Genomic DNA, 18,463 nt, shown 5'->3' with positions numbered 1-18,463 from the left:
CCGCCGGGCGTCAGGGGTGCAGGCTGCCGACGATCTGCGCCGTGGCCATCAGACCCTCGTGAATGGTGGGCGCCATGCTCGTACCCGCAAGGAAGAAGCCGAGCAGGACACAGACCAGGGCGTGCGAGAACTTCAGCGCGCAGTTGCGCACGAAGATCACCGCTAGGAGCAGGAGCAGCAGCACCACAGAGATGGAAATGGCCATCGTCGTCCTCCTCCGCCACGCCCACTTCGCGGCTAACGGCCGCAAGTGTGGCGTAGCGGAGGGTCAGGCCGTGCGGTAGACGTGTCCTCCGAACGTGTGATTCTGCCGTCGTTCCGGAACCGCGCCCCGCGTTCCGGGACGTGATGTCCGGTGCGGGGCTCAGGCCTCGATGACACGGGAGCGGATGAGGAAACGCACTCCCTCGGGTGCCTCCAGGGAGAAACCGCTGCCCCGTCCGGGCACCACGTCGACGATGAGCCGGGTGTGACTCCACACCTCGTACTGGCTGCGCGACATCCAGAACGGCACGGGCCGGTCCACCCCCTCGACCTCCAGCTCCGCGAGCAGCACGTCCGAGCCCCCGGTACGGAACTCGCCGTCCGTGTAGCACATCGGCGCGCTTCCGTCGCAGCAGCCGCCCGACTGGTGGAACATCAGGGGCCCGTGCGCCTCGCTCAGCCGCCGGACCAGGCCGGCCGCCGAGGGGGTGAACTCCACACGCGGGATCTCCTCGTACATCGTCACCGTCCTTCGCCGCCCCGGAAGAAGAAGCCGTACCCAGACAAGCAGCACGGAGGTTGCGACAAGGTTGCACGGCACGCGTTCCCGGGGGTCTGCCGGACGACGTCGGGCCGCCGTGCCCCCTCGCGACGCGCGCGTACGGGCGATCACTGAGATCCTGAGCGGGAGAAGCGCTGCCCATGACATGACCGGTGGTGGTGAGCGCGGTGTCCGAATGCGGCGACAACAGTTCCGGGCCGACGGCCGCGGGCCTTGATCCTCTGGGGGACCCGTTCCTGCGCACCCGGTTCGCCGTGCCGGTACCGCCGGCCACGTTCCTGCGCCGGCAGCGCCTGCTCGATCACCTGGACCAGGCACTGGCCACACCGCTGACCATGGTCAACGGCGGCGCGGGTGCGGGCAAGACGCTGCTGGTCGCCGACTGGGCCGCCCACCTGGAACGGCCGGTGGCCTGGCTCACCGCGGACGCCACCGACCAGGCACCCGGCGTCTTCTGGGCCTACCTGCTGGAGGCTCTGCGCGCCTGCGGGGCGCACGAGATCCGCGACGTCGGCTGCCCGGCCGAGGCCGGCGCGGTGGACCACGGCCTGCTCGCCCGGCTCGCCGCGCGGCTGAACGGCCGCGACCGGCCCGTGGTCGTCGTCCTCGACGAGTACGACCGGGTGACCGCACCGGATATCGCCGATCAGCTCGGCTTCGTCCTGCACCACGCCGGACAGGGCATGCACCTGGTCCTCGTCACCCGCACCGAACCGACGCTACCCCTGCACCGCTACCGCGCGGACGGCACCCTGACCGAGATCAGGGGCGCGGAACTGGCCTTCACCCCGGACGAGGCGGGGAGCCTGCTGGAACTGCACGGGCTGCGGCTCGGCGGCGACGCGGTCCGCGCGCTCGTCGAGCGCACCCGGGGCTGGGCGGCGGGCCTGCGGCTGTGCGCCCTGGCCGCGCGGCAGAGCAGCGACCCGGAGACCTACCTCAAGGAGTTCGAGGCCGGACAGAGCACGATCGCGGACTTCCTGCTGGCCGAGGTGCTCAAGAGACAGCCGGCCCCGACCCAGGACCTGCTGCTGCGGGTCAGCGTCCTGGACCGGTTCTGCCCCGACCTGGCCAACGCGCTCGCCGGTCGCCGGGACGCCGAACCCATCCTGGCCGAGCTGCACCGGGCGAACGCGTTCGTGGAGCACCTCGGCCACTCCTGGTACCGCCTCCACCCGCTCTTCGCGGAGATCCTCGCGGCGCACCTGCGGGTGCGGTTCCCCAGCCTGGAGACCGAACTGCACCGCAGGGCCGCCGCGTGGCTGCGGCACAGCGGACCGCTGCCCGAGACGCTCGCCCACGGCGCCGCGGCCGGCGACTGGCGGTTCACCGCCCGCGCCCTGGTGGACGACCTCGCGATCGGGGAGTTCTTCACCGGCCTGCGCTCCGGGGACCTGGGCACGCTGTTCTCGCGGATGACCCCCGAGACCGCCGGCCCCGAGGCCGACCTCGTCCGCGCGGCGCGCGAGCTGTCCGACGGCGACCTCGGCCACGCCCGCCCGCACCTGGAGCACGCCCGCCGGGAACTGGCCCGCACCGGTGCCGACATGGCGGCGGCCCGGCTCAGCTTCGCCCTCCTGGACACCCTCGCCGCCCGGCTGACCGGCGCCCCGGGCCGGGCCGAACACGCCGCCCGGACGGCGCGGGACCTGCGACAGGACCTCCCCGCCGAACTCCTGGACAAGCACCCCGAACTCGCCGCCCTGCTGCAGACCCACCTCGGTGCCGCCCGCCTCTGGGCGGGTCGCTTCGAGGACGCCAGGGCCGCGCTGTCCGCCGCGGCGGCCGGTTCCGACGGCGCCACCGCGCTGCCCCGGGAGGAGTCCCTGAGCCAGCTCGCGCTCATCGACTACCTGACCGGCTGGCCCACGCGCGCGGAACGCAAGGTCCTGGCGGCGCTCGCCGACGCGGAACGGTTCAGCCTGGCCGAGCCGACCGGCTCCGGACTCGGCCGCCTGGTGCTGGCCGCGGTGGCCGTCGACCGTGACGAACTGGGGGAGGCCCAGGCCCTGCTGGACCGGGCGACGGCCTCGCAGCCGGTGCCGTGGGATCCCGTGGCGGCCGCCGGCCTGGTCATCGCGCGGGCACGGCTCCAACTGGCCCGCGGAGAGGCCGGGGCCGCCCTGGAGACCGCCGAGTCGGCCGTCCCCGCCGCCGTGGCCTCGCCCTGGGCCGAAGCCCACACCGCGCTCGTCGTCTCCGCCGCCCACCTCGCCGAGGGCCGCCCCGAGCTGGCCGTGAAGGTGCTGGAGGACGCCGTGGGCACCGAGGCCGCCTGCACGGTGGCGGCCGCCCGCGCCCACCTCGCCGCGGGTGACCCGGGCACCGCTCTGGACCTGCTCGACGCCCTTCCCGCCGGGCCGCGCAGCGGCCCCGCCGTCACGGTCCGGGCCCTGCTCGTGCGGGCCGAGGCCACCGGCCGGCAGGGCGACCACGCCACCGCGCGGCGGCTGGCGACCCGCGCGCTGCTGGAGGCCCGCAACGAGCGGCTGCGGCGCCCCTTCCACGAGGCCGGACCGTGGCTGCGCCGCCTGCTGGACACGGACGCGTTCTCCCGGCCGCCGGCCCGCCCGGGTCCCCCGTCCGGGACCGATCCGGGAACGGGCCGCCCGGCCGCCCTGGTCGTCGACCAGCTCAGCGGCCGCGAGCGGGACGTGCTCCAGCGGCTCGCGCTGATGATGACGACCGAGGAGATCGCCGCGGACCTGTTCGTGTCGGTCAACACCGTCAAGACCCACCTCAAGAGCGTGTACCGCAAGCTCGGCGTCAACCGGCGCAACGAAGCGGTGCACCGGGCCCGCGAACTGCGCCTGCTGTGAACCGCCCGCGACGGGCCCACACCGACGGCACCGGCGGGGTGTACGGGTCCATGCTCGCCGCCTCCGTGGTGGTCGGCGCCGGCGTACCGGAATCCTTCCCGCGCCTGCAACTGGCGCTGTTGCTGCTGCTCACCGGTGTGGTGTTCTGGCTCGGGCACGTGCACGCCCAGCTGTTCGGCGCCCGCCTGGCCCAGCGCCACCTGGACCGCGGCACCGTCCTGCACGTGTGCCGCGACGAGTGGCCGATCGCCGAGGCGGCCCTGCCGCCGGCTCTCGCGCTGGCCGTCAGCCCGCTGTTCGGCCTGGACCTGTCGGGCGGGCTGTGGCTGGCGCTCGCCGTGGCCGTGGCCGGACAGGTGGGCTGGTCGGCGGCCGCGGCGCGCCGGGCCGGCGCCTCCTGGGGCCTGGTCGCGGGCATGGCGGCGGTCAACCTGGTGATCGGACTGCTGATCCTCGCGTTCAAGGTCGTCCTCACCCACTGACCCGGGACACACTCACCTGCCGTATCACCTGCGCCGGGTGAGGTCCGGCGGCCCGGCCGGACGGACCCTCGGACTGGGGGCGTGGTACGCCCGTCCCCAGGCCACCGTGGGAGCGGCTGATGCGCTACGAGATCCGCGTCGACGGGCACATGTCGGAGACGCTGACCAAGGCATTCCCGGAGCTGGACCACGTGGTGATGTCGGGTCAGACCGTCCTGTACGGACCCGTCGTGGACGAGGCGCACCTGTACGGGCTGCTGGCCCGCTGCCAGTCACTGGGCCTGCGGGTCCTGGAGATGCGCCGCGTCCCGGAGTGAGTTACCCGGGCGGCCGGTCACGGTGCTGCTGGCGCAGACCCGCCTGGATGGCACCCGTCAGCACGCGCGCCGCGACACCCACGAGCAGCAGCCCGCCGGTCATCTGGAGCATGGCCAGCACCCGCCCCGTCTGCGACCGGGCCGTGATGTCGCCGTACCCGACGGTGGTGAACGTGGCCAGCGCGAAGTACAGGGCGTCCGTCCTGGTCAGCGGCTCGGTGAAGGAGCTCGGGTCGGAGTGGTCCAGGAGGTAGTAGGCGCCGGCGAACAGCAGCAGGAAGAGCGGAAGCGTGATCGCCAGCGCCTCCACGGCCTTCAGCCGGGGGTAGGGCGAGCGGGCGATGGCCCACACCTCCCACGCGAAGAACAGCGCGACACCGGCCAGCCCCAGCCCGAGCAGGACCGCCGTCGTGGCCGAGGCCCGGCCGTCCAGGGGCAGCAGGTAGTACGCCGTCACCAGACCGGCCGTGACGAGCACCGAGCGAGCGAGCACCATGACGGCCGCCGACCTGGGCACACGCTGCTCCCGGTCCCGCCGCGGCGGGCGCCTCCCCGCGGTGTCCGGGTTGCGAGGAGCTGCCGAGTCGCTCATCTCGTGTCCCTCCGGTTCCGCTGTCCGGGAAACGCGCGCGCAGGTCCGCATCCAGATCAACGCGGCGGCGCGGGGGACGGATCACCCCCCACGGGTGACCCGTGGGACTCCGCCCCGCGGGACGCTGGCGTACGGGTCCCCACACACCGTCCCGTCGGCGGTCCGGCAGCGACCTGCAACCGATCCCCGCGAGGAGGAGCCATGACCGTGTCGCGTGGTTCGGCATCGCATGCCGGAGCGGAGCACAGGCCCGGCGGGACGGGCCCCCACCCGGACGGCGACCCCGCCGACATGCTGGCGGGCCTCGGCAGTTCGTGGTCCTGGCTCCTGGGCTCGGCGCTGGCGACGCTGGTGCCGGGGATCATCGTGCTCGCCTGGCCGAACGAGACCCTGCACGTCCTGGCGATCGTGATCGGGCTGTACCTGCTCGTGACCGGCGCGTTCCGGTTCGTCGCCGCGTTCTCCCGGGAGGAGCACGGCGAGCGCCTGCCGCGGCTGCTGGTCGCGGTGCTGTTCGTCCTCGCCGGGGTGCTGTGCCTGAGGCACCCGTTGCAGACGATCGCCGCGCTCTCTCTGATCGTCGGGATCGTCTGGCTGCTGTCCGGCATGCTCACCGCCTACACGGCGCTCGCCTTCCGGAGCCTGCCCCACCGCGGCGTCCTCCTCGGCGCGGCGGCGCTCGGCATCGTCGCGGGCATCGTGGTGCTGGCGCTGCCCACGCAGTCGGCCCTGGTGCTGACCCGGCTGCTCGGCCTGTGGCTCGTGCTGCTCGGCCTGGTCGAACTGGGCGTCGCCTTCGCCTGGCGGTCGGCACTGCGCAGGGCCGCCACGGGGATTCCGTCGGGGCCCGCGGCGACGGTCTGAGCCCCTCGTACGCCGACCGCGGTGCCGGTCCGGGGCCGCACGCCGGCCGTCCTGCCCTCGGCCGGTCCGGCCCGCGTCCGGGCGGTTCACGCCCTATGGCGCGCCGCCCCGCACGCGACGACCAAGGAGGATCCATGGCCCCCGCCGACGCCCCCGTCCCGCCGGCCCCGGGCGGCGCCGGGGAGCCCCGGCGCTCCCTGACCCCCGCGGAGTACGCCGACTACGAACGGCTCCGCCGGGCCGCCGCGGTCAAGCACCGGAGGCTGCGCCGGGCGGGCGCCACGGTCCTGCTGGTGGTGACCCTGGTGTTCGCCCCCTTGGCCGTGGTCGCCGCCTGGGTGCACGACACGGTCGGCGACACCGACCGCTACGTCCAGACCGTCACGCCCCTGGCTCGCGAACCGGCGGTGCAGAACGCCGTGACCGACCGGCTGACCAAACGCGTCGTGGACAACATCGACCTGAACGCGGTGACCGCGGCGCTGACCGACGCCCTCAGGAAGTCCGGGGCCCCGCCGCGCGTCGTCGACAACTCCACCGTGCTGACCGGCCCGCTGCGCGGCGCCGTCACCGACGTGGTGCACCGCGTCGTCAAACGCGTCATCACCAGCGACGTCTTCGAAGAGGTCTGGGTGACCGCCAACCGGCGGGCGCAGACGGCTCTGATGAACGTCCTCACCGGAAACCAGAAGGGCGCCGTACGGGCCCAGGGCGACACCGTGCAACTGGACATCGGGGTCGTCGTCGACCAGGTCAAGCACGAGCTGGAGAGCGCCGGCTTCCGGAAGGCCTCGGTCATACCCGCCCCCGACCGTTCGATCACCCTGTTCAGGACCGAGAAGCTGAGCAAGGCCCAGGACGCCATGCGGCTGCTCGACATCGTCGGCGTCTGGCTGCCCGTCGTGACCATCGTGCTCGCCGCGCTGACCGTGTGGACGGCTCCGTCGCACCGGCTGATGTTGCAGGTCACGGCCATCGGCGTGGGCGTGATGATGATCGTCCTGCTCATCGCCCTGGCCGTGGCCCGCCGGGTCTACCTCGGCTCCGTCCCGCCGACGACGCTGCCCCCCGACGCCGCCGCGGTCATCTACGACACCCTGGTGAGGTTCCTCCGCGACAGCGCGCGCACCCTCCTGGTCGTCGCCGTGATCACGGCGCTGGCCGCCTACCTGTACGGCCCGGGACGCGCGGCTCGCGGGGTGCGGACGCTGGCCGGGCGGAGCACCACCGCCGCGGGCGAGGCGCTCGGCCGCGCCGGAGTGCACACCGGTACGGCCGGACACTGGCTGGACGCCCACCGGAAGTGGACCACCGGCGTCGTCATCGCGGCCGGCGCGCTCGCCCTGGTGCTCTGGAACCACCCCACGGTCGCGGTCGTCGCACTCGTCCTGTGCGTCGTCCTCGCCGTCCTGATCCTCCTGGCCGTCCTCGCCTCCGCCACGGGCCCCGCCGAGCCCGCGGGATCCGGCGGCGTACGCCCCGCGACGTCCTGAGCCCCCGAACCCCGGGGCCGCGCGGGCGCGGGACCGCGGCGGCGCCGCACGGTCACCCGCTTCGGGTGAGGCGCCCGGGCCTTGCCGTGCGCACGCTGACAGAGGGCAGACAGCGCATCCGGGCACAGGCCCGGACGGAGAAGAGAAATGAGCACGCAGATGAACCTCGCGTACGACTACCCGCTGCTGAGCGCCTTCTGGACGATGCTGTGGTTCTTCCTGTGGATCATGTGGTTCGTCCTGCTCTTCCGGGTCATCCTCGACATCTTCCGTGACGACGGCCTGAACGGCTGGGCCAAGGCCGGGTGGCTGGTGTTCTGCATCGTGCTGCCGTTCCTCGGCGTCCTCGTCTACGTCATCGCCCGCGGCAGGAGCATGGGCCGTCGGGAGATCGCGCAGGCGCGGGAGCAGCAGGAGGCGTTCAACGCCTACATCCGGCAGACCGCGGCCGGCGGCGGGGGCGGGTCCAAGGTCGACGAACTCGCCCGGCTGTCCGACCTGCGTGCCCGTGGAGACATCACTGACGAGGAGTTCGCCCGCGCCAAGGCGATGATCCTGGCCGGTGGCGCCCCCGAGGGCCGCGCCACCTCCGTGACCTCCACCCCCGAGAGCCCCGACAGCTCCGTCAGCTCCACTCCCGGCCGTCGATGAACCTGCCGGGCGAGACGAAACGAGGGAGAAGATGACCGCGACCCACACGGCACGGCCGCACCCGGCGAAGCAGGCATGGGCCACCGGCCTGACGGCCTTCGCCGCCGTCATGCTGATGATCGCCGGAGTGCTCGACATCTTCCGCGGAATCATGGGCATCGCCCAGGACGACGTCTTCGTCACCACGCGGAACTACGTCTTCCAGTACGACCTCACAGGCTGGGGCTGGATCCACCTCGTCCTCGGGGTGCTCGCCGTGATCATCAGCATCGGGCTGTTCCAGACGGCGATGTGGGCGCGCGTGGCCGGTGTGGCGATCGCCGGGCTGATCATCCTCGCCAACTTCCTGTCCCTGCCGTACTACCCGGTCTGGGCGGTCGTGATGATCGCGTTCTCCGGGTTCATCATCTGGGCCCTGTGCGTGCTGCGGCCCGAGGAGTCCGCGGCCTCTCCCACCACCACCGCGTCCTCCACCTCCTCCACTCCCTCCTCCACCACCGGAACCGCCCCGCCCCGCAACCCGTGAGGGGCCGGGCGAGCCGGCCCGCACGGCCCGGGCGAGCACACCGCCCGGGCCGCGCCGACGCGCGTCGGGAGACGCTGGGCCTTCGGGTGCCCGCATCCATGTCCGGCCCGGCGGCGGTTCGCGCAGTGAGCGCCCTCACGGGGATCCGCCCGCCCGCCAGGGGCGCCGCCCCGCCGTAGGTTGCCGGTCGGTCCGCTCCCGGGATGCGGCGCCCATACCGGCGCGTAGCGTGGAAAGGGCGATGCAGGAAACTCAAGAGACCAGGCGGGAGGGATTCTCGTGGGTACAGCACCGGAGACCCTGCAGAAGGCCGAACTGACGGAGGAGCAGGAACGCGCGAGTGAGCGTCAGTGGTTCCTCGATGCCGACACCGGGGAGCTGAAACCGGAGGAGAGTTCCGACCGCGTCGAGCAGACCGGGCCGGGCCCGGTTCGCGTGGCTCGCTGGACCTTCGATTGACTGCTCCGCCCGAGGACCGCGTCTGGGCGCGTCACCACCGGCGTACGGGAGCGGTGCTGATCGTCGGCGCGGGAGCGGTCGGCGGATTCCTCGCCGAGGAACTCGCCCGGATCGGATTCAGCCCGCTCCGGCTGGTCGACCCCGACACGCTCGCGGTGGAGAACCTGATTCGCCACCCACTCGGTGCTCCCGCCCTGGGACAGCCGAAGGCCCTGGCACTGGCTGCGAAGATCCGTCGCGACTTCCCCTCCTGCGACGCCACCGGCCATCATGCGGACTTCCTCGCGTTGCCCGCGGACGAGCAGTGGTCGCTGGTGGGCGGCGCGGACGTGGTGGTGGCGGCGACCGACTCCGCCGTGTGCCAGCGCCATGTCAACCGCGTGGCCCTGGCGGTGGGCAGGCCCGCGGTGTATCCGGCGGTCTGGGTGGACCCCAGGATCCGTGACGCCGAGGTCGGCGAGATCCTGTGGGTGCTCCCCGGCAGGCGGACACCCTGTTACGAGTGCGCGGTGGCCTTCCGGCAGGGGACCGCCGACACCCAGGCGGCCCGCGGTGCCCGGGTGGACATCCAGCTCGTCGCCCTGGCCACGGCCCAGGTCGTGACCGCACTGGCCCACCCCGACGACGACCGCTCGGCGATCCTCGATCATCAGCGCACCGCCATCTACCTGCACGGGCTGACGCCCACCTCGCCCGGCGTCCGGGCCACCTTCCCCACCGCGGGGCTGAGCAGCCGGAACGTCCGGGTCCCCTTCCCGTCCCGGCCCTGCGCGGCCTGCCACGGCTGGCGCCATGTGGCCTCCTCCCCGGCATTGGCCGCCGCGGGAACGGGCGGGCGGCCCGGCGAGGACGGGGATGGGGGACGCTGCTGGCCCGTCTTCGCCGCCATCGTGCTGTGCATCGTGGTCCTGTTCATCGTCTCGGTCGCCCACGGCAGGCACATGTAGGCCGGTTACGCCGAGAGCGCGCGTGTTTGACGCTGAGAGAGGGCTCGTCGCCCGTTATGACCGCTCGGGGCTCCGCCCGGGACCGGGCAGCGGTCCGAGCCCGGTCACCGCGTACTCGATCCGGACGTCGTCGGCCAGTCTCAGCGCGCCCAGGAACGCGCTGTACGGCTTGATCCCCCAGGTGGACTGGGTGACGGTAGCCCAGCCGCACACCAATCCGTCCCCGTCGCCGCCCCCGTGCACGGTCACCGGGTGGCTCCGGCCCTTGATCGTGAGGTCCCCCGTGATCTCGAAGGACTCCGGCGTTCCCGTGACGCTCGTGGAGCGGAAGACGATGACGGGATGCTGTGCGGTGTGCAGCAGGCCCTCGCCCTCCAGCAGGCGTTTGATCTCCGTCCTGTCGGCGTCGGTGAGGGGCTTGAGCCCTCCCGTCCCCTCCCGGACCGTCAACGAACCCGTCTCGACCGTCACGGTCACCGACGACTTCCCGGGATCACCCGTGACGACCACCGCCTCCCCGGTCCACCGGGTGGCTTCGAGCGTGAGGTCGTGCCCCGCTTTCCGCCCGAGCCCCGCGCGGCTGGTCCTGATCAGCAGCCGGCCGATCGGCGATCCGAATCCGTACGTTCCCTCACCCAGTACCACAATTCCGACTGTAGGCGACGAGGCTCAAGCGTTTCCGGACGAGCGTGCGGCCGCGGAGAGGACCGCCTCGACCGCGGCGTCTGGCGACTCCCCGGTGTTCTCCTTCTTCACCATGGCCACCTCTTCTCCTCCGGTGGCCGCAGGCTCCATGACCAAACCCGCGCGGGGCCTCACCCGTCCGCAGGGGAACGTTCGTCGCCGCCGACCCCTGTCGCTCGCGCGATCCCGTAGGCGCCGAGTGAGACCACGAGCCATGCCGCCGTGGCGGCCCCGAGCGCGAGCCACGCCGAGTGGTGACGGAGGAGAGCCGCGGCGACGACGGCGAACGCCACGAGCCCCAGGGTGCCCAGGGCGGCGCCACGCGCGTCGTCGCGGGCGCTCATGAGCCCTTCCTCCTCGGCCACCAGGGTCAGACTGGCCAGCAGGATCGCGGGAAAGGCGAGGAAGACGCCGCCGACGAACGACCCGAAGAGCCGTGACACGACGGCCGCCAGGAGTGACACGCCCGCGCCGAAGGCGAACCGGAGGAGCAGATCCTTGCGCGGCGTGCGCGCGGCCGCCCGCAGGTCCACCCGCATCCGGTCGGTGTCCTCGGCGCCTTCTCCGCTCCCGTCCCCGGGCCTCGCCGATCGCCTCACGGAGCCACCGCGAAGGCGATGGCGGCCGCTGTCGCGAACCACACGACAAGGGCCGCCGCGGACCCGCGCATGGCTCCGAACCGGGCGAGCGCCGGAACATCGACGAGACAGTAGGCGGTGAACGCCAGCGCTCCGGCCACCATGCCCCGGGCCGCCGTCGCCGCGTCGAGGTCGCCCTTGAACACCACCGTCAGGATCAGCCCTCCCAGCGCCACCGAGGGGGCGGCGGCGAAGATCCCGGCCAGCCGCTTGGGCTGGACGGCTTCCGCCACCAGGGCGAAACCCACCACGAGCAGACCACCGATGAAGGGCTTCAGGACGATCTCGAGCAGGGTCTTCATCCGCACAACCTCAGCGCCGAGGCGCCACGCGCGCAACGACCCACGCTGGCAGCCCCTTGAACGCCCGCTGCCCGGACGCATACGTCGTACCGGCACGCGGGCCATCGTCCGGCCCTCCGGCACGGCCGCCCGCTTCCCGTGGGCGACCCGTCAGCCGAACCGGCCCGCCACGTAGTCCGCCGTCCTCTGGTCCTTCGGCCTGCCGAAGACGTCGTCGGTCGGGCCGTGCTCGACGATGCCGCCGGGGGTGCCCTGCTCGGCGAGGAAGAAGGCGCACTGGTGGGAGACGCGGGCCGCCTGCTGCATGTTGTGGGTGACGATCACGACCGTCACCTGGCCGGCGAGTTCCTGGATCGTCTCCTCGACCCGGCGGGTGGAGGTGGGGTCGAGCGCCGAGCACGGTTCGTCCATGAGCAGCACCCGGGGGCGTACCGCCAGCGCGCGGGCGATGCACAGGCGCTGCTGCTGACCGCCGGACAGCGCACCGCCGGGCTGGCGGAGGCGGTCCTTGACCTCCTTCCACAGGCCGGCGCGGGTGAGGGACTCCTCGACCAGTTCGTCCTTCGTCCGACTGCTCGCGCGCGTGCCCGTCAGGCGCAGACCCGCCACCACGTTGTCGTAGATCGACATGGCGGGGAAGGGGTTGGGCTTCTGGAAGACCATGCCGATGCGGCGCCGGGCGTCGGTCAGGCGCCGCTCGGGGGCGTAGATGTCCTCGCCCTCGAAGAGCACCTCGCCCGCGAAGGCCGCCGCCGGGATCAGTTCGTGCATGCGGTTGAGGGTGCGCAGGAACGTCGACTTGCCGCAGCCGGAGGGGCCGATCAGGGCGGTGACCTGGCCGGCGGGCATCGTCAGTGACACCCGGCTCAGCACCTGGTGGCTGCCGAACCAGGCCGACACCGCCAGGGCTTCGAGCGTCGCGGGTGCGGCAATCGGCCCGCCCGGGGCGGCGGGGACGGGGGCGACGGTGGTGACGGGGGGCAGGACGACCGTGTCGGTCAGGGAGTCGGTGGCATCGGTCACGGCGGGTACCTCGGTTCGCGGCTGGGCTCGGTAAGCGGTCACATCAGGTTGGGCAGCAGTTCGGTGGTCCGGGTGGCGACCTGGAGGCCCAGCACGGCGACCACCGGGGCGAAGACGATCCACGTCTGGTGGCGGCCCCAGCGGTGCCAGGTCCATACCGCGGCGACGGCCGCGACCAGCAGGGCCTGGAGCCACATCACCAGCGGCCACGGCACCCCGGCGGGGCGGGCCAGCGGCTGCTCGGACTCCGGCAGCGTGCCGGGCCTGATCACGGCCGCCGGGGTCTCGAAGGGCGCGGACACCAGGTCCGCGTCGACGCGCAGGATGCCGCCCGGCATGTAGCTCGGGCCGGTGGCCGTGGCCAGCACCAGACGGCCCTGGCCGGAGGCCAGCGGGGCGGGCGCCGGGTCTCCGGCCCGCCGTACGCCGACGACCTGGTACTTCGCCGCGCCCTGGCCGGTCGTCACCGTGAACCTGTCGCCCTCGGCGAGGTCGGCCAGCCGTTCGAACGGGCCGCCGTAGGCGGCTGCCCGACCCATCAGCACGCTGGTGCCGGCCTGCCCGGGCATCGGGGTGTCGCGGCGGTGGCCGGGGCCGTCGGTCATGACGCCGGAGTCGGTCCCTTCGAGGACCACCTGACGCACGCGCAGGGAGGGGATGTCGATCAGGGCGACCGGCGTACCGGGCGCCAGCAGCCTGCCCTGCTGGTCGGTCTGGGAGACCGGGGCGGTGCCCAGGGCGAGTGCGTTGCGCAGTTCGTCGTACGCCGTGTGCTGGGCGGCCCGTTCCTGGACGCCGCTGAGGAACAGCAGCTGGACGGTGATGCCGAGCAGCAGGGCGGCGAGGCTGAGCAGGGCGCCCCGGGCGATGTGGCGGACGGCCGGGACGCTCCGGACGCGGGTCCGGAGCAGGGCCGGTGCGGGCGTGGTCTGTACGGCGACTGTCACGGCGGCCCGCCTCCTTCATGGGTCGTGGGGTTTCACGTACCGCCGGGGAGGCCGCCGTCGCGGCGGCCTCCCCGGCAGCGGGGTCAGGTGGACTTGATGGTGAAGTTCGCGCTGTTCTTCGCGTTCACCGTCGAGGAGCCCGCGTAGTACGCGCGCAGGGTGTGCTTGCCGCGGCTCAGCTTCGGCAGGGTGATGGTCACCTTGCCGGACTTCAGCGTGCCGGTGGCGATCACCTTGGAGCCCTCGTAGACGCGCACGGTGCCGGTCGGCGTGGTGCCGGTCGCGGTGACCTTCGCGGTGACCTTGGCGCGGGCGGTGTGGCTGATCGAGGAGGGCCGGGTGACGGCGACCGACGGCGCCGCCTTGGTGATCTTCAGCGAGACCGTCGCCGAGGACGCGTTGAGCTTGCTGTCGCCGCCGTAGGAGACGGTCAGCTTGTGGGTCGCGACCTTGAGGTGGTTGGACAGGCCGACGGTGACCTTGCCGGAGGAGCTGAGGGTGCCGGTACCGAGGGTGGTGGAACCCTCCTTCACCGTCACCTTGCCGCTGGGGACGGTCCCGTTCGAGCCGGTGACGGTGACGGCGACCTTCGGCGCCTTGCCGTACGCGGTCGTCGTGGCGGTCGCCTTCGTGGTGCTCGCGGCCTTGAGGCTGACGTCACCGGTCCAGGTGGCGGGGGCGCCGGTGCCGTTGAGGTTGGCGGCGGCGACCGTGGCGGTGTACTTGCCGTTGGCCAGACCGCTGAACGTGTACGACGTGGTCGTGGCCGGGACGTCCTTGGCCGCCGCTACGGAGCCGTCCGCACGGGTCAGCGTGACGCGGTAGTCGGTGACCGGCAGGCCGGGGGCTGCCGGGGCGGTCCAGGTCAGCGCGAGCTTCCCGGTGTCGGGGGTGGCCTTGAGGGCCGGCGCGGCGGGCGCCGCGAGGTCGATGCCCGACTGCTCCAGACCGCCGAACTTGGCGTGCTTGGCCGGGTTGATCGAGCCGTTGTACGACTCGTTCATGAAGCCGAAGTCGGCGATGACCTTCTGGGAGTTGTCGGTGGCCATCTGGGCGGTGTGGCCGCTGTCGGTGACAAAGACGTCGTAGAGGTCCTTGTCGAAGAAGATGCTGGTGGGGTCGATCGCCCGGCTGGGAACGACGTTGTAGACGTCCCGGCCGAAGGTGGCGTTCTCGTAGTAGCCGCGGACCGGCTCGAGCCGGCCGTTGACGGTCGTCACCGGGTTGGTGACGCCCTTGTCGCCGGGCAGCTGCACCGAGGCGAGGTGGGCGCCGGCGGCGGCAGCGGTCTTGCTGTGGTCCGGGGCGACCCCGTTGATCTGGGCGATCCAGCTGCCCACGGAGAACGGGACGAGCGCGCCGGCGGCGGTGAGGGCGTCGTTGGCCTGGTTCTCCTGGACGGTCGGGATCTTGGGATCGATCGTCGAGTCGTTGAGACCGATCGTGCCGAGGAAGAAGGCGCGGGTGCCGGACCCGTTCTGCGGGATGTACGGGTGAACGGCCTGGCCGTTCACGTCCTTGAGGATGCCCGCGTAGATGTCGTGCAGCTGGTCGACCGTCAGGTTGTCCAGGGCCGAGCCGCGCACCGCGACACCGACGGCGTCCCGGGCGAAGGGGATGTAGGTGAGCGCGCTGCCGGAGGTGCTCGGGCCGCCGGAGGAGCGGGCGAAGTCGACCTGGCCCTTGATGGCGGCACCGTTGCTGTCGGGGAACTTGTCGCCGGTCAGCGACATGCTCAGCGCGAGACGGCCCTTGCCGGAGCCGTTGGGCCGCAGGAAGGACGGGCCGCCCGTACGGGTCTGGATCTTGGAGGTGGTGGAGCCGGTGCCGGGCTCGACCGCGTCGTACGAGGCGATGCCCGCGCCGCCCGCCGACTTGATGGCGGAGCCGGCGTAGCCGGGGGCGTCACCGGCGAGGGCGTTGAGCACGTCCTGCGTGGTGTCGGAGCCCACGCCGACGAGTTGGCGGAACGTCCCGGCGGGTGCGGGGTCGGCGGACGCCGGGCTCGCCAGAGCGAGGCCACCGGCCACCACGGCGGCGGCCACGAGCGCGGCCGTAGAGCGCATTCTGCGCATCGAGAGTCTCCTGACGGTGTGCGTGGATGTGCTGTGCGGTGGGTGTGGGGGAGGTGCCGTGGGGGTCCCCTGCGTCGAGCCGGCCGAGAGCACGCCGAGAATCTGGCAGGGTGGTACAGACCGTCCGCCCCGACTGCCTTTCGGGGCGGGCGGCCGTCTGTGGGGAGCCGGGCCCCGGAAGGCCCGGCTCCGGTTGGAGGGTCAGCCCCGGCCGGGCGGCAGCAGCCTCCGCAGCCGTTCGGGCAGGGTGAACGCCGGTATGACGGTCACCGTGCGGCCGCCGGGGAGCGGCACCCGCAGCGGGAGGCGCAGTCGGCTGCCGCCCGCGAAGGGCGCGCCCGCCGCCGCGGCGGCGCCGAGCCCGGCACCGACCGGGACGGCGTAGCGCAGCGCGTTCGCGGGGTCGGCAGGCGTGGTGCCGAAGGCTGTGGTCTGGACGGCCTTGCCGCCGTCGAAGGAGGGCGCGCCGCTGGGCGTGGGGCTCGCGTCCCCGCCGTCCGGGCCGGCCCCGCCGGAGCCGGTACCGCCCCCGGCCGCGTCGCCGCCCGACGCGCCCCCGGCGCCCGAGGCACCGCCCGCGTCGGAGCCACCCGAGCCGGAGCCGCCGGAGCCGGAGCCCCCGCTGCCTCCGGTCGAGCCGCTTCCCGAGCCGCCGTCGTGGGACGAGGGCCCGGTGTAGTGCTCGAGCGTGTCGGCGGCGTGCAGTGCGCGGGTGCGCAGGTCCTTGGAGAGCGGGGCGTAACCGGCCGGGAGCCGACCCGGGTCGGCGCCGCTGACCTGTCCGTCGCCCACCGCGTACCGCAGCAGCGCCGCGTAGTCCTTGCGGGCGGTGGCGTCCAGCTCGCCCGGCCGCGCGGCACCGTAGATCAGCTGGGCGAGCGGGTAGGCGCCCTCGGCGGTGGCCCGGCCCGGGCTGATCTCCGGCGCCCCCTTGCCGGCAGCGCTCGTGGCGGCGGCGGCCAGGGATGCCGTGGTGGGCGCGGTGAAGCGGCCGGCGGCGTTGCGCAGCCGGGCGGTCTGCAGCCCGTAGCGCTCGGCGGAGGCCGTGTCGGTGACCGCGATCACGAACCGCGATCCGACGGTCTGCGGGCCGGTGCTCTTGTACCCCGGCGGGTTGGCCAGCGCGTCCCAGGTCGCCTTCCACAGGGTGTCGGCGCGTCGGGTGTGCAGGGCGCCGGCGTGCATGTCGGGCACGTACGGGTGGAAGTCGGTCATGCACTGCTTGTCGGTGGCGCCGGTGCCCGGCGGGATCGTGCACCAGGGGTCGCTCTTGGGGTAGTCGTCGGTGCGGGCCGGGTCGTAGGGCACGCCCGTCGGGTTCAGGTGCGTGTCGGTGCCGTAGTACGGGTTGACGCGCATGCCCCAGTCGTCGGCCGTCCCCGCGAGGAAGCCGCGGGCGTCCTTGTCGGACAGGATCCACTGCCACAGCGCGCGGGCCGTGTCCGAGTGGCCGAGCGAGGTGATCAGGTCGGTGTCGGTGGCCGGGGTCTCGGAGACCGACAGATGCGCGAACTCCGGGTTGAGGGCGATGAACTCGGGGTCGCTCGCGAGGCCCGCCGGGTTGTTCCTCACCCAGTCGTAGCCCTTGGCGACCTGGTCGCCGAGCACCGCTCCCCAGGGGGAGTTGCGGTACGACTCGGTCAGCAGCTTGGCGACCAGGCGGGGTGTGAGGTCGATGGATTCGACCTTCGTCCCGGCGAGCCTCTGGATGTCGTCCGGGGCCCCTGCCTTGGGCCTGCGTTCGATGGTGAAGCCGATCACGGCTCCGGAGAGCGCGACGGGGGCGTAGGCCGTGGTGCCGGACGGCGCGGTGGTGCCCTCGTCGGTGCCCAGGGCCCGGGTGGTGAAGGCGAGTCCGGCGGAGCCGGTGTTGGCGAGCCGGGTGCGGGCGTCGGGCTCACCGAGCTTGGTGTAGCCGTAGACCGTGCCGGTCGGGCACAGGGCCGTCTGCCAGCTGGTCATGGCGTCGGCGACGAGTTCGCTGCCCATGGTGGGCCGCTCGTCGGAGCCGAGGGCGCAGCCGCTGCCGACCGGGTTGAAGCGGAGCGGGACGGCGATGCGGTTCTTCCAGTTGGTGGAGGAGACCGGCGAGCCCGCGTTGACGATGCTCTTGTCGGCGTACGGCTCGCCGTCGAGGTCGAGGTGGCCCTGCGGGACGATCACCAGCCAGCAGGAGCGCGGCTGGGCGGCGCCCTTCTTTCCGGCCTGGGTACCGCACCCCAGGTGGGGTGCCTCGTTGGCGGTCTGCACCTCGAAGTACTCGCGGCCGGTGCCGTCGGCACCGGTGCGGGCGAAGTCGACCTCGTTGGTGGTGTTGCGGTTGTAGAACGGGTTGTTCTGGGTGTTGGCCGTGACCATCGTGCCGTCGACCGACTTGAAGGGCACCTCGCCCTGGCCGAAGGCGCCGCCCGCGCCGTACCGGTCGTCCTCGCCGTAGCTGGTGGGGGTGGCGTTGTAGGTGACGTTGCGCGTGTCGTCGCGTTCGTTGCCGGGCCAGCTGCCCCGGCCGGTGGTCGGAGAGGCGCCGTACTGGCACTGGGTGCGCGGCGGGCCGGGGTTGCCCGGGACCGTGCCGTCGTCGTCGCCCCAGCACTGCATGATCTGCACGAAGTCGGTGTTGAACAGGGTGCCCGCGAACGTGGTCGGGGTGCCGCCGGTCCAGGAGACGGTGATCGCCTGGCTGGTCAGGTGGGTGGTCTGGTCGACCGTGAACTTCATGTCCTTGAACTCGCCGCGGCCGGAGACCGTGACGGCGGAGCCGGTGCCGGCCGTACCGTTCGCGGCGGTCGCGGGCTGGGCGGCCTGGGCCACGCCGAGGCCCGCGAGGGCGCCGGCGGCGGCCCCGGCCACCAGCCGCAGGAGCAGCCCGCGCACGCGC

The 18,463-nt window shown here is 73.0% G+C and carries 19 protein-coding genes; 9 read left to right on the top strand and 10 right to left on the bottom strand.

Annotated features, from left to right (window positions below; all coding sequences use genetic code 11):
* Nucleotides 1–10 precede the first annotated feature (10 nt).
* Nucleotides 11–205, bottom strand: a complete 195-nt coding sequence (locus ACIQMV_RS25910) for a hypothetical protein (RefSeq protein WP_141363227.1) — start codon at nucleotides 203–205, stop codon at nucleotides 11–13.
* A gap of 159 nt (nucleotides 206–364) precedes the next feature.
* A complete protein-coding gene (locus ACIQMV_RS25905) occupies nucleotides 365–724 on the bottom strand; it encodes a DUF779 domain-containing protein (protein ID WP_402595908.1) in 360 nt (119 codons plus the stop codon).
* Nucleotides 725–933: 209 nt separating this feature from the next.
* Here ACIQMV_RS25905 and ACIQMV_RS25900 point away from each other — a divergent pair, with 209 nt between their 5' ends.
* The 3 genes from ACIQMV_RS25900 to ACIQMV_RS25890 all read left to right on the top strand — a co-directional run bounded on the left by ACIQMV_RS25900 (nucleotide 934) and on the right by ACIQMV_RS25890 (nucleotide 4,384).
* The gene (locus ACIQMV_RS25900; RefSeq protein WP_402595907.1) at nucleotides 934–3,585 is read left to right on the top strand and encodes a LuxR C-terminal-related transcriptional regulator; all 2,652 of its coding nucleotides are present in this window, start codon (nucleotides 934–936) and stop codon (nucleotides 3,583–3,585) included.
* Between the two features lie 50 nt (nucleotides 3,586–3,635).
* Nucleotides 3,636–4,067 carry a hypothetical protein gene (locus ACIQMV_RS25895; RefSeq protein ID WP_253266230.1) on the top strand — a complete coding sequence of 144 codons (432 nt, stop codon included), beginning with the start codon at nucleotides 3,636–3,638 and terminating at the stop codon, nucleotides 4,065–4,067.
* Nucleotides 4,068–4,186: 119 nt separating this feature from the next.
* Nucleotides 4,187–4,384, top strand: coding sequence for a hypothetical protein (locus tag ACIQMV_RS25890; protein ID WP_141363236.1), 198 nt, complete (start codon nucleotides 4,187–4,189; stop codon nucleotides 4,382–4,384).
* Between the two features lies 1 nt (nucleotide 4,385).
* On the opposite strand, the gene ACIQMV_RS25885 is transcribed toward ACIQMV_RS25890, so the two are convergent.
* Nucleotides 4,386–4,976 (bottom strand): potassium channel family protein, encoded by a 591-nt coding sequence (locus ACIQMV_RS25885; protein ID WP_401779953.1) that lies wholly within the window; start codon nucleotides 4,974–4,976, stop codon nucleotides 4,386–4,388.
* 201 nt (nucleotides 4,977–5,177) lie between these two features.
* Here ACIQMV_RS25885 and ACIQMV_RS25880 point away from each other — a divergent pair, with 201 nt between their 5' ends.
* From ACIQMV_RS25880 to ACIQMV_RS25855, 6 genes are all read left to right on the top strand, one after another.
* Nucleotides 5,178–5,840 (top strand): HdeD family acid-resistance protein, encoded by a 663-nt coding sequence (locus ACIQMV_RS25880; RefSeq protein WP_402595906.1) that lies wholly within the window; start codon nucleotides 5,178–5,180, stop codon nucleotides 5,838–5,840.
* A gap of 134 nt (nucleotides 5,841–5,974) precedes the next feature.
* Entirely contained in the window at nucleotides 5,975–7,333 is a 1,359-nt protein-coding gene (locus ACIQMV_RS25875; protein ID WP_402595905.1) for a hypothetical protein, read from the top strand.
* A 147-nt stretch (nucleotides 7,334–7,480) separates the two neighbouring features.
* The gene (locus ACIQMV_RS25870) at nucleotides 7,481–7,984 is read left to right on the top strand and encodes an SHOCT domain-containing protein (protein ID WP_402595904.1); all 504 of its coding nucleotides are present in this window, start codon (nucleotides 7,481–7,483) and stop codon (nucleotides 7,982–7,984) included.
* A gap of 31 nt (nucleotides 7,985–8,015) precedes the next feature.
* Nucleotides 8,016–8,510, top strand: coding sequence for a hypothetical protein (locus tag ACIQMV_RS25865; protein WP_402595903.1), 495 nt, complete (start codon nucleotides 8,016–8,018; stop codon nucleotides 8,508–8,510).
* A 279-nt stretch (nucleotides 8,511–8,789) separates the two neighbouring features.
* Nucleotides 8,790–8,969 (top strand): hypothetical protein, encoded by a 180-nt coding sequence (locus ACIQMV_RS25860; protein ID WP_172633046.1) that lies wholly within the window; start codon nucleotides 8,790–8,792, stop codon nucleotides 8,967–8,969.
* The gene (locus ACIQMV_RS25855) at nucleotides 8,966–9,916 is read left to right on the top strand and encodes a HesA/MoeB/ThiF family protein (RefSeq protein WP_402595902.1); all 951 of its coding nucleotides are present in this window, start codon (nucleotides 8,966–8,968) and stop codon (nucleotides 9,914–9,916) included. Before ACIQMV_RS25860 ends, ACIQMV_RS25855 begins: the two co-directional genes overlap by 4 nt.
* 54 nt (nucleotides 9,917–9,970) lie before the next feature.
* On the opposite strand, the gene ACIQMV_RS25850 is transcribed toward ACIQMV_RS25855, so the two are convergent.
* The 7 genes from ACIQMV_RS25850 to ACIQMV_RS25820 all read right to left on the bottom strand — a co-directional run bounded on the left by ACIQMV_RS25850 (nucleotide 9,971) and on the right by ACIQMV_RS25820 (nucleotide 18,459).
* The gene (locus tag ACIQMV_RS25850; protein WP_402595901.1) at nucleotides 9,971–10,561 is read right to left on the bottom strand and encodes a YceI family protein; all 591 of its coding nucleotides are present in this window, start codon (nucleotides 10,559–10,561) and stop codon (nucleotides 9,971–9,973) included.
* A 170-nt stretch (nucleotides 10,562–10,731) separates the two neighbouring features.
* On the bottom strand, nucleotides 10,732–11,139 hold the full coding sequence (locus tag ACIQMV_RS25845; RefSeq protein ID WP_402595900.1) for a DUF3147 family protein: 408 nt from the start codon (nucleotides 11,137–11,139) through the stop codon (nucleotides 10,732–10,734).
* 56 nt (nucleotides 11,140–11,195) lie between these two features.
* A complete protein-coding gene (locus ACIQMV_RS25840) occupies nucleotides 11,196–11,540 on the bottom strand; it encodes a DUF3147 family protein (RefSeq protein ID WP_225078360.1) in 345 nt (114 codons plus the stop codon).
* A gap of 150 nt (nucleotides 11,541–11,690) precedes the next feature.
* Nucleotides 11,691–12,473, bottom strand: a complete 783-nt coding sequence (gene pstB / locus ACIQMV_RS25835) for a phosphate ABC transporter ATP-binding protein PstB (RefSeq protein WP_402595995.1) — start codon at nucleotides 12,471–12,473, stop codon at nucleotides 11,691–11,693.
* A 128-nt stretch (nucleotides 12,474–12,601) separates the two neighbouring features.
* The gene (locus tag ACIQMV_RS25830; RefSeq protein ID WP_141363254.1) at nucleotides 12,602–13,510 is read right to left on the bottom strand and encodes a sortase; all 909 of its coding nucleotides are present in this window, start codon (nucleotides 13,508–13,510) and stop codon (nucleotides 12,602–12,604) included.
* An 83-nt stretch (nucleotides 13,511–13,593) separates the two neighbouring features.
* Nucleotides 13,594–15,585, bottom strand: a complete 1,992-nt coding sequence (locus tag ACIQMV_RS25825) for an Ig-like domain repeat protein (protein WP_402595899.1) — start codon at nucleotides 15,583–15,585, stop codon at nucleotides 13,594–13,596.
* Nucleotides 15,586–15,786: 201 nt separating this feature from the next.
* Complete coding sequence (locus ACIQMV_RS25820) at nucleotides 15,787–18,459, bottom strand: hypothetical protein (protein ID WP_402595898.1); 2,673 nt, start codon at nucleotides 18,457–18,459, stop codon at nucleotides 15,787–15,789.
* Between the last annotated feature and the right edge of the window lie 4 nt (nucleotides 18,460–18,463).

Origin of the sequence: Streptomyces sp. NPDC091412 (genome assembly GCF_044756885.1) — a bacterium.
In the GTDB taxonomy this organism is placed as follows: Bacteria; Actinomycetota; Actinomycetes; order Streptomycetales; family Streptomycetaceae; genus Streptomyces.
Note: the sequence above shows the minus strand (reverse complement) of the source record. Positions and strands in the feature narration are given on the sequence as shown.

What these genes read in the sequence shown, in the direction of transcription:
- ACIQMV_RS25910 (WP_141363227.1), bottom strand. Translation starts at nt 205, where the DNA reads ATGGCCATTTCCATCTCTGTGGTGCTGCTGCTCCTGCTCCTAGCGGTG.
- ACIQMV_RS25905 (WP_402595908.1), bottom strand. Translation starts at nt 724, where the DNA reads ATGTACGAGGAGATCCCGCGTGTGGAGTTCACCCCCTCGGCGGCCGGC.
- ACIQMV_RS25895 (WP_253266230.1), top strand. Translation starts at nt 3,636, where the DNA reads ATGCTCGCCGCCTCCGTGGTGGTCGGCGCCGGCGTACCGGAATCCTTC.
- ACIQMV_RS25890 (WP_141363236.1), top strand. Translation starts at nt 4,187, where the DNA reads ATGCGCTACGAGATCCGCGTCGACGGGCACATGTCGGAGACGCTGACC.
- ACIQMV_RS25885 (WP_401779953.1), bottom strand. Translation starts at nt 4,976, where the DNA reads ATGAGCGACTCGGCAGCTCCTCGCAACCCGGACACCGCGGGGAGGCGC.
- ACIQMV_RS25880 (WP_402595906.1), top strand. Translation starts at nt 5,178, where the DNA reads ATGACCGTGTCGCGTGGTTCGGCATCGCATGCCGGAGCGGAGCACAGG.
- ACIQMV_RS25875 (WP_402595905.1), top strand. Translation starts at nt 5,975, where the DNA reads ATGGCCCCCGCCGACGCCCCCGTCCCGCCGGCCCCGGGCGGCGCCGGG.
- ACIQMV_RS25870 (WP_402595904.1), top strand. Translation starts at nt 7,481, where the DNA reads ATGAGCACGCAGATGAACCTCGCGTACGACTACCCGCTGCTGAGCGCC.
- ACIQMV_RS25865 (WP_402595903.1), top strand. Translation starts at nt 8,016, where the DNA reads ATGACCGCGACCCACACGGCACGGCCGCACCCGGCGAAGCAGGCATGG.
- ACIQMV_RS25845 (WP_402595900.1), bottom strand. Translation starts at nt 11,139, where the DNA reads ATGCGGGTGGACCTGCGGGCGGCCGCGCGCACGCCGCGCAAGGATCTG.
- ACIQMV_RS25840 (WP_225078360.1), bottom strand. Translation starts at nt 11,540, where the DNA reads ATGAAGACCCTGCTCGAGATCGTCCTGAAGCCCTTCATCGGTGGTCTG.
- ACIQMV_RS25825 (WP_402595899.1), bottom strand. Translation starts at nt 15,585, where the DNA reads ATGCGCAGAATGCGCTCTACGGCCGCGCTCGTGGCCGCCGCCGTGGTG.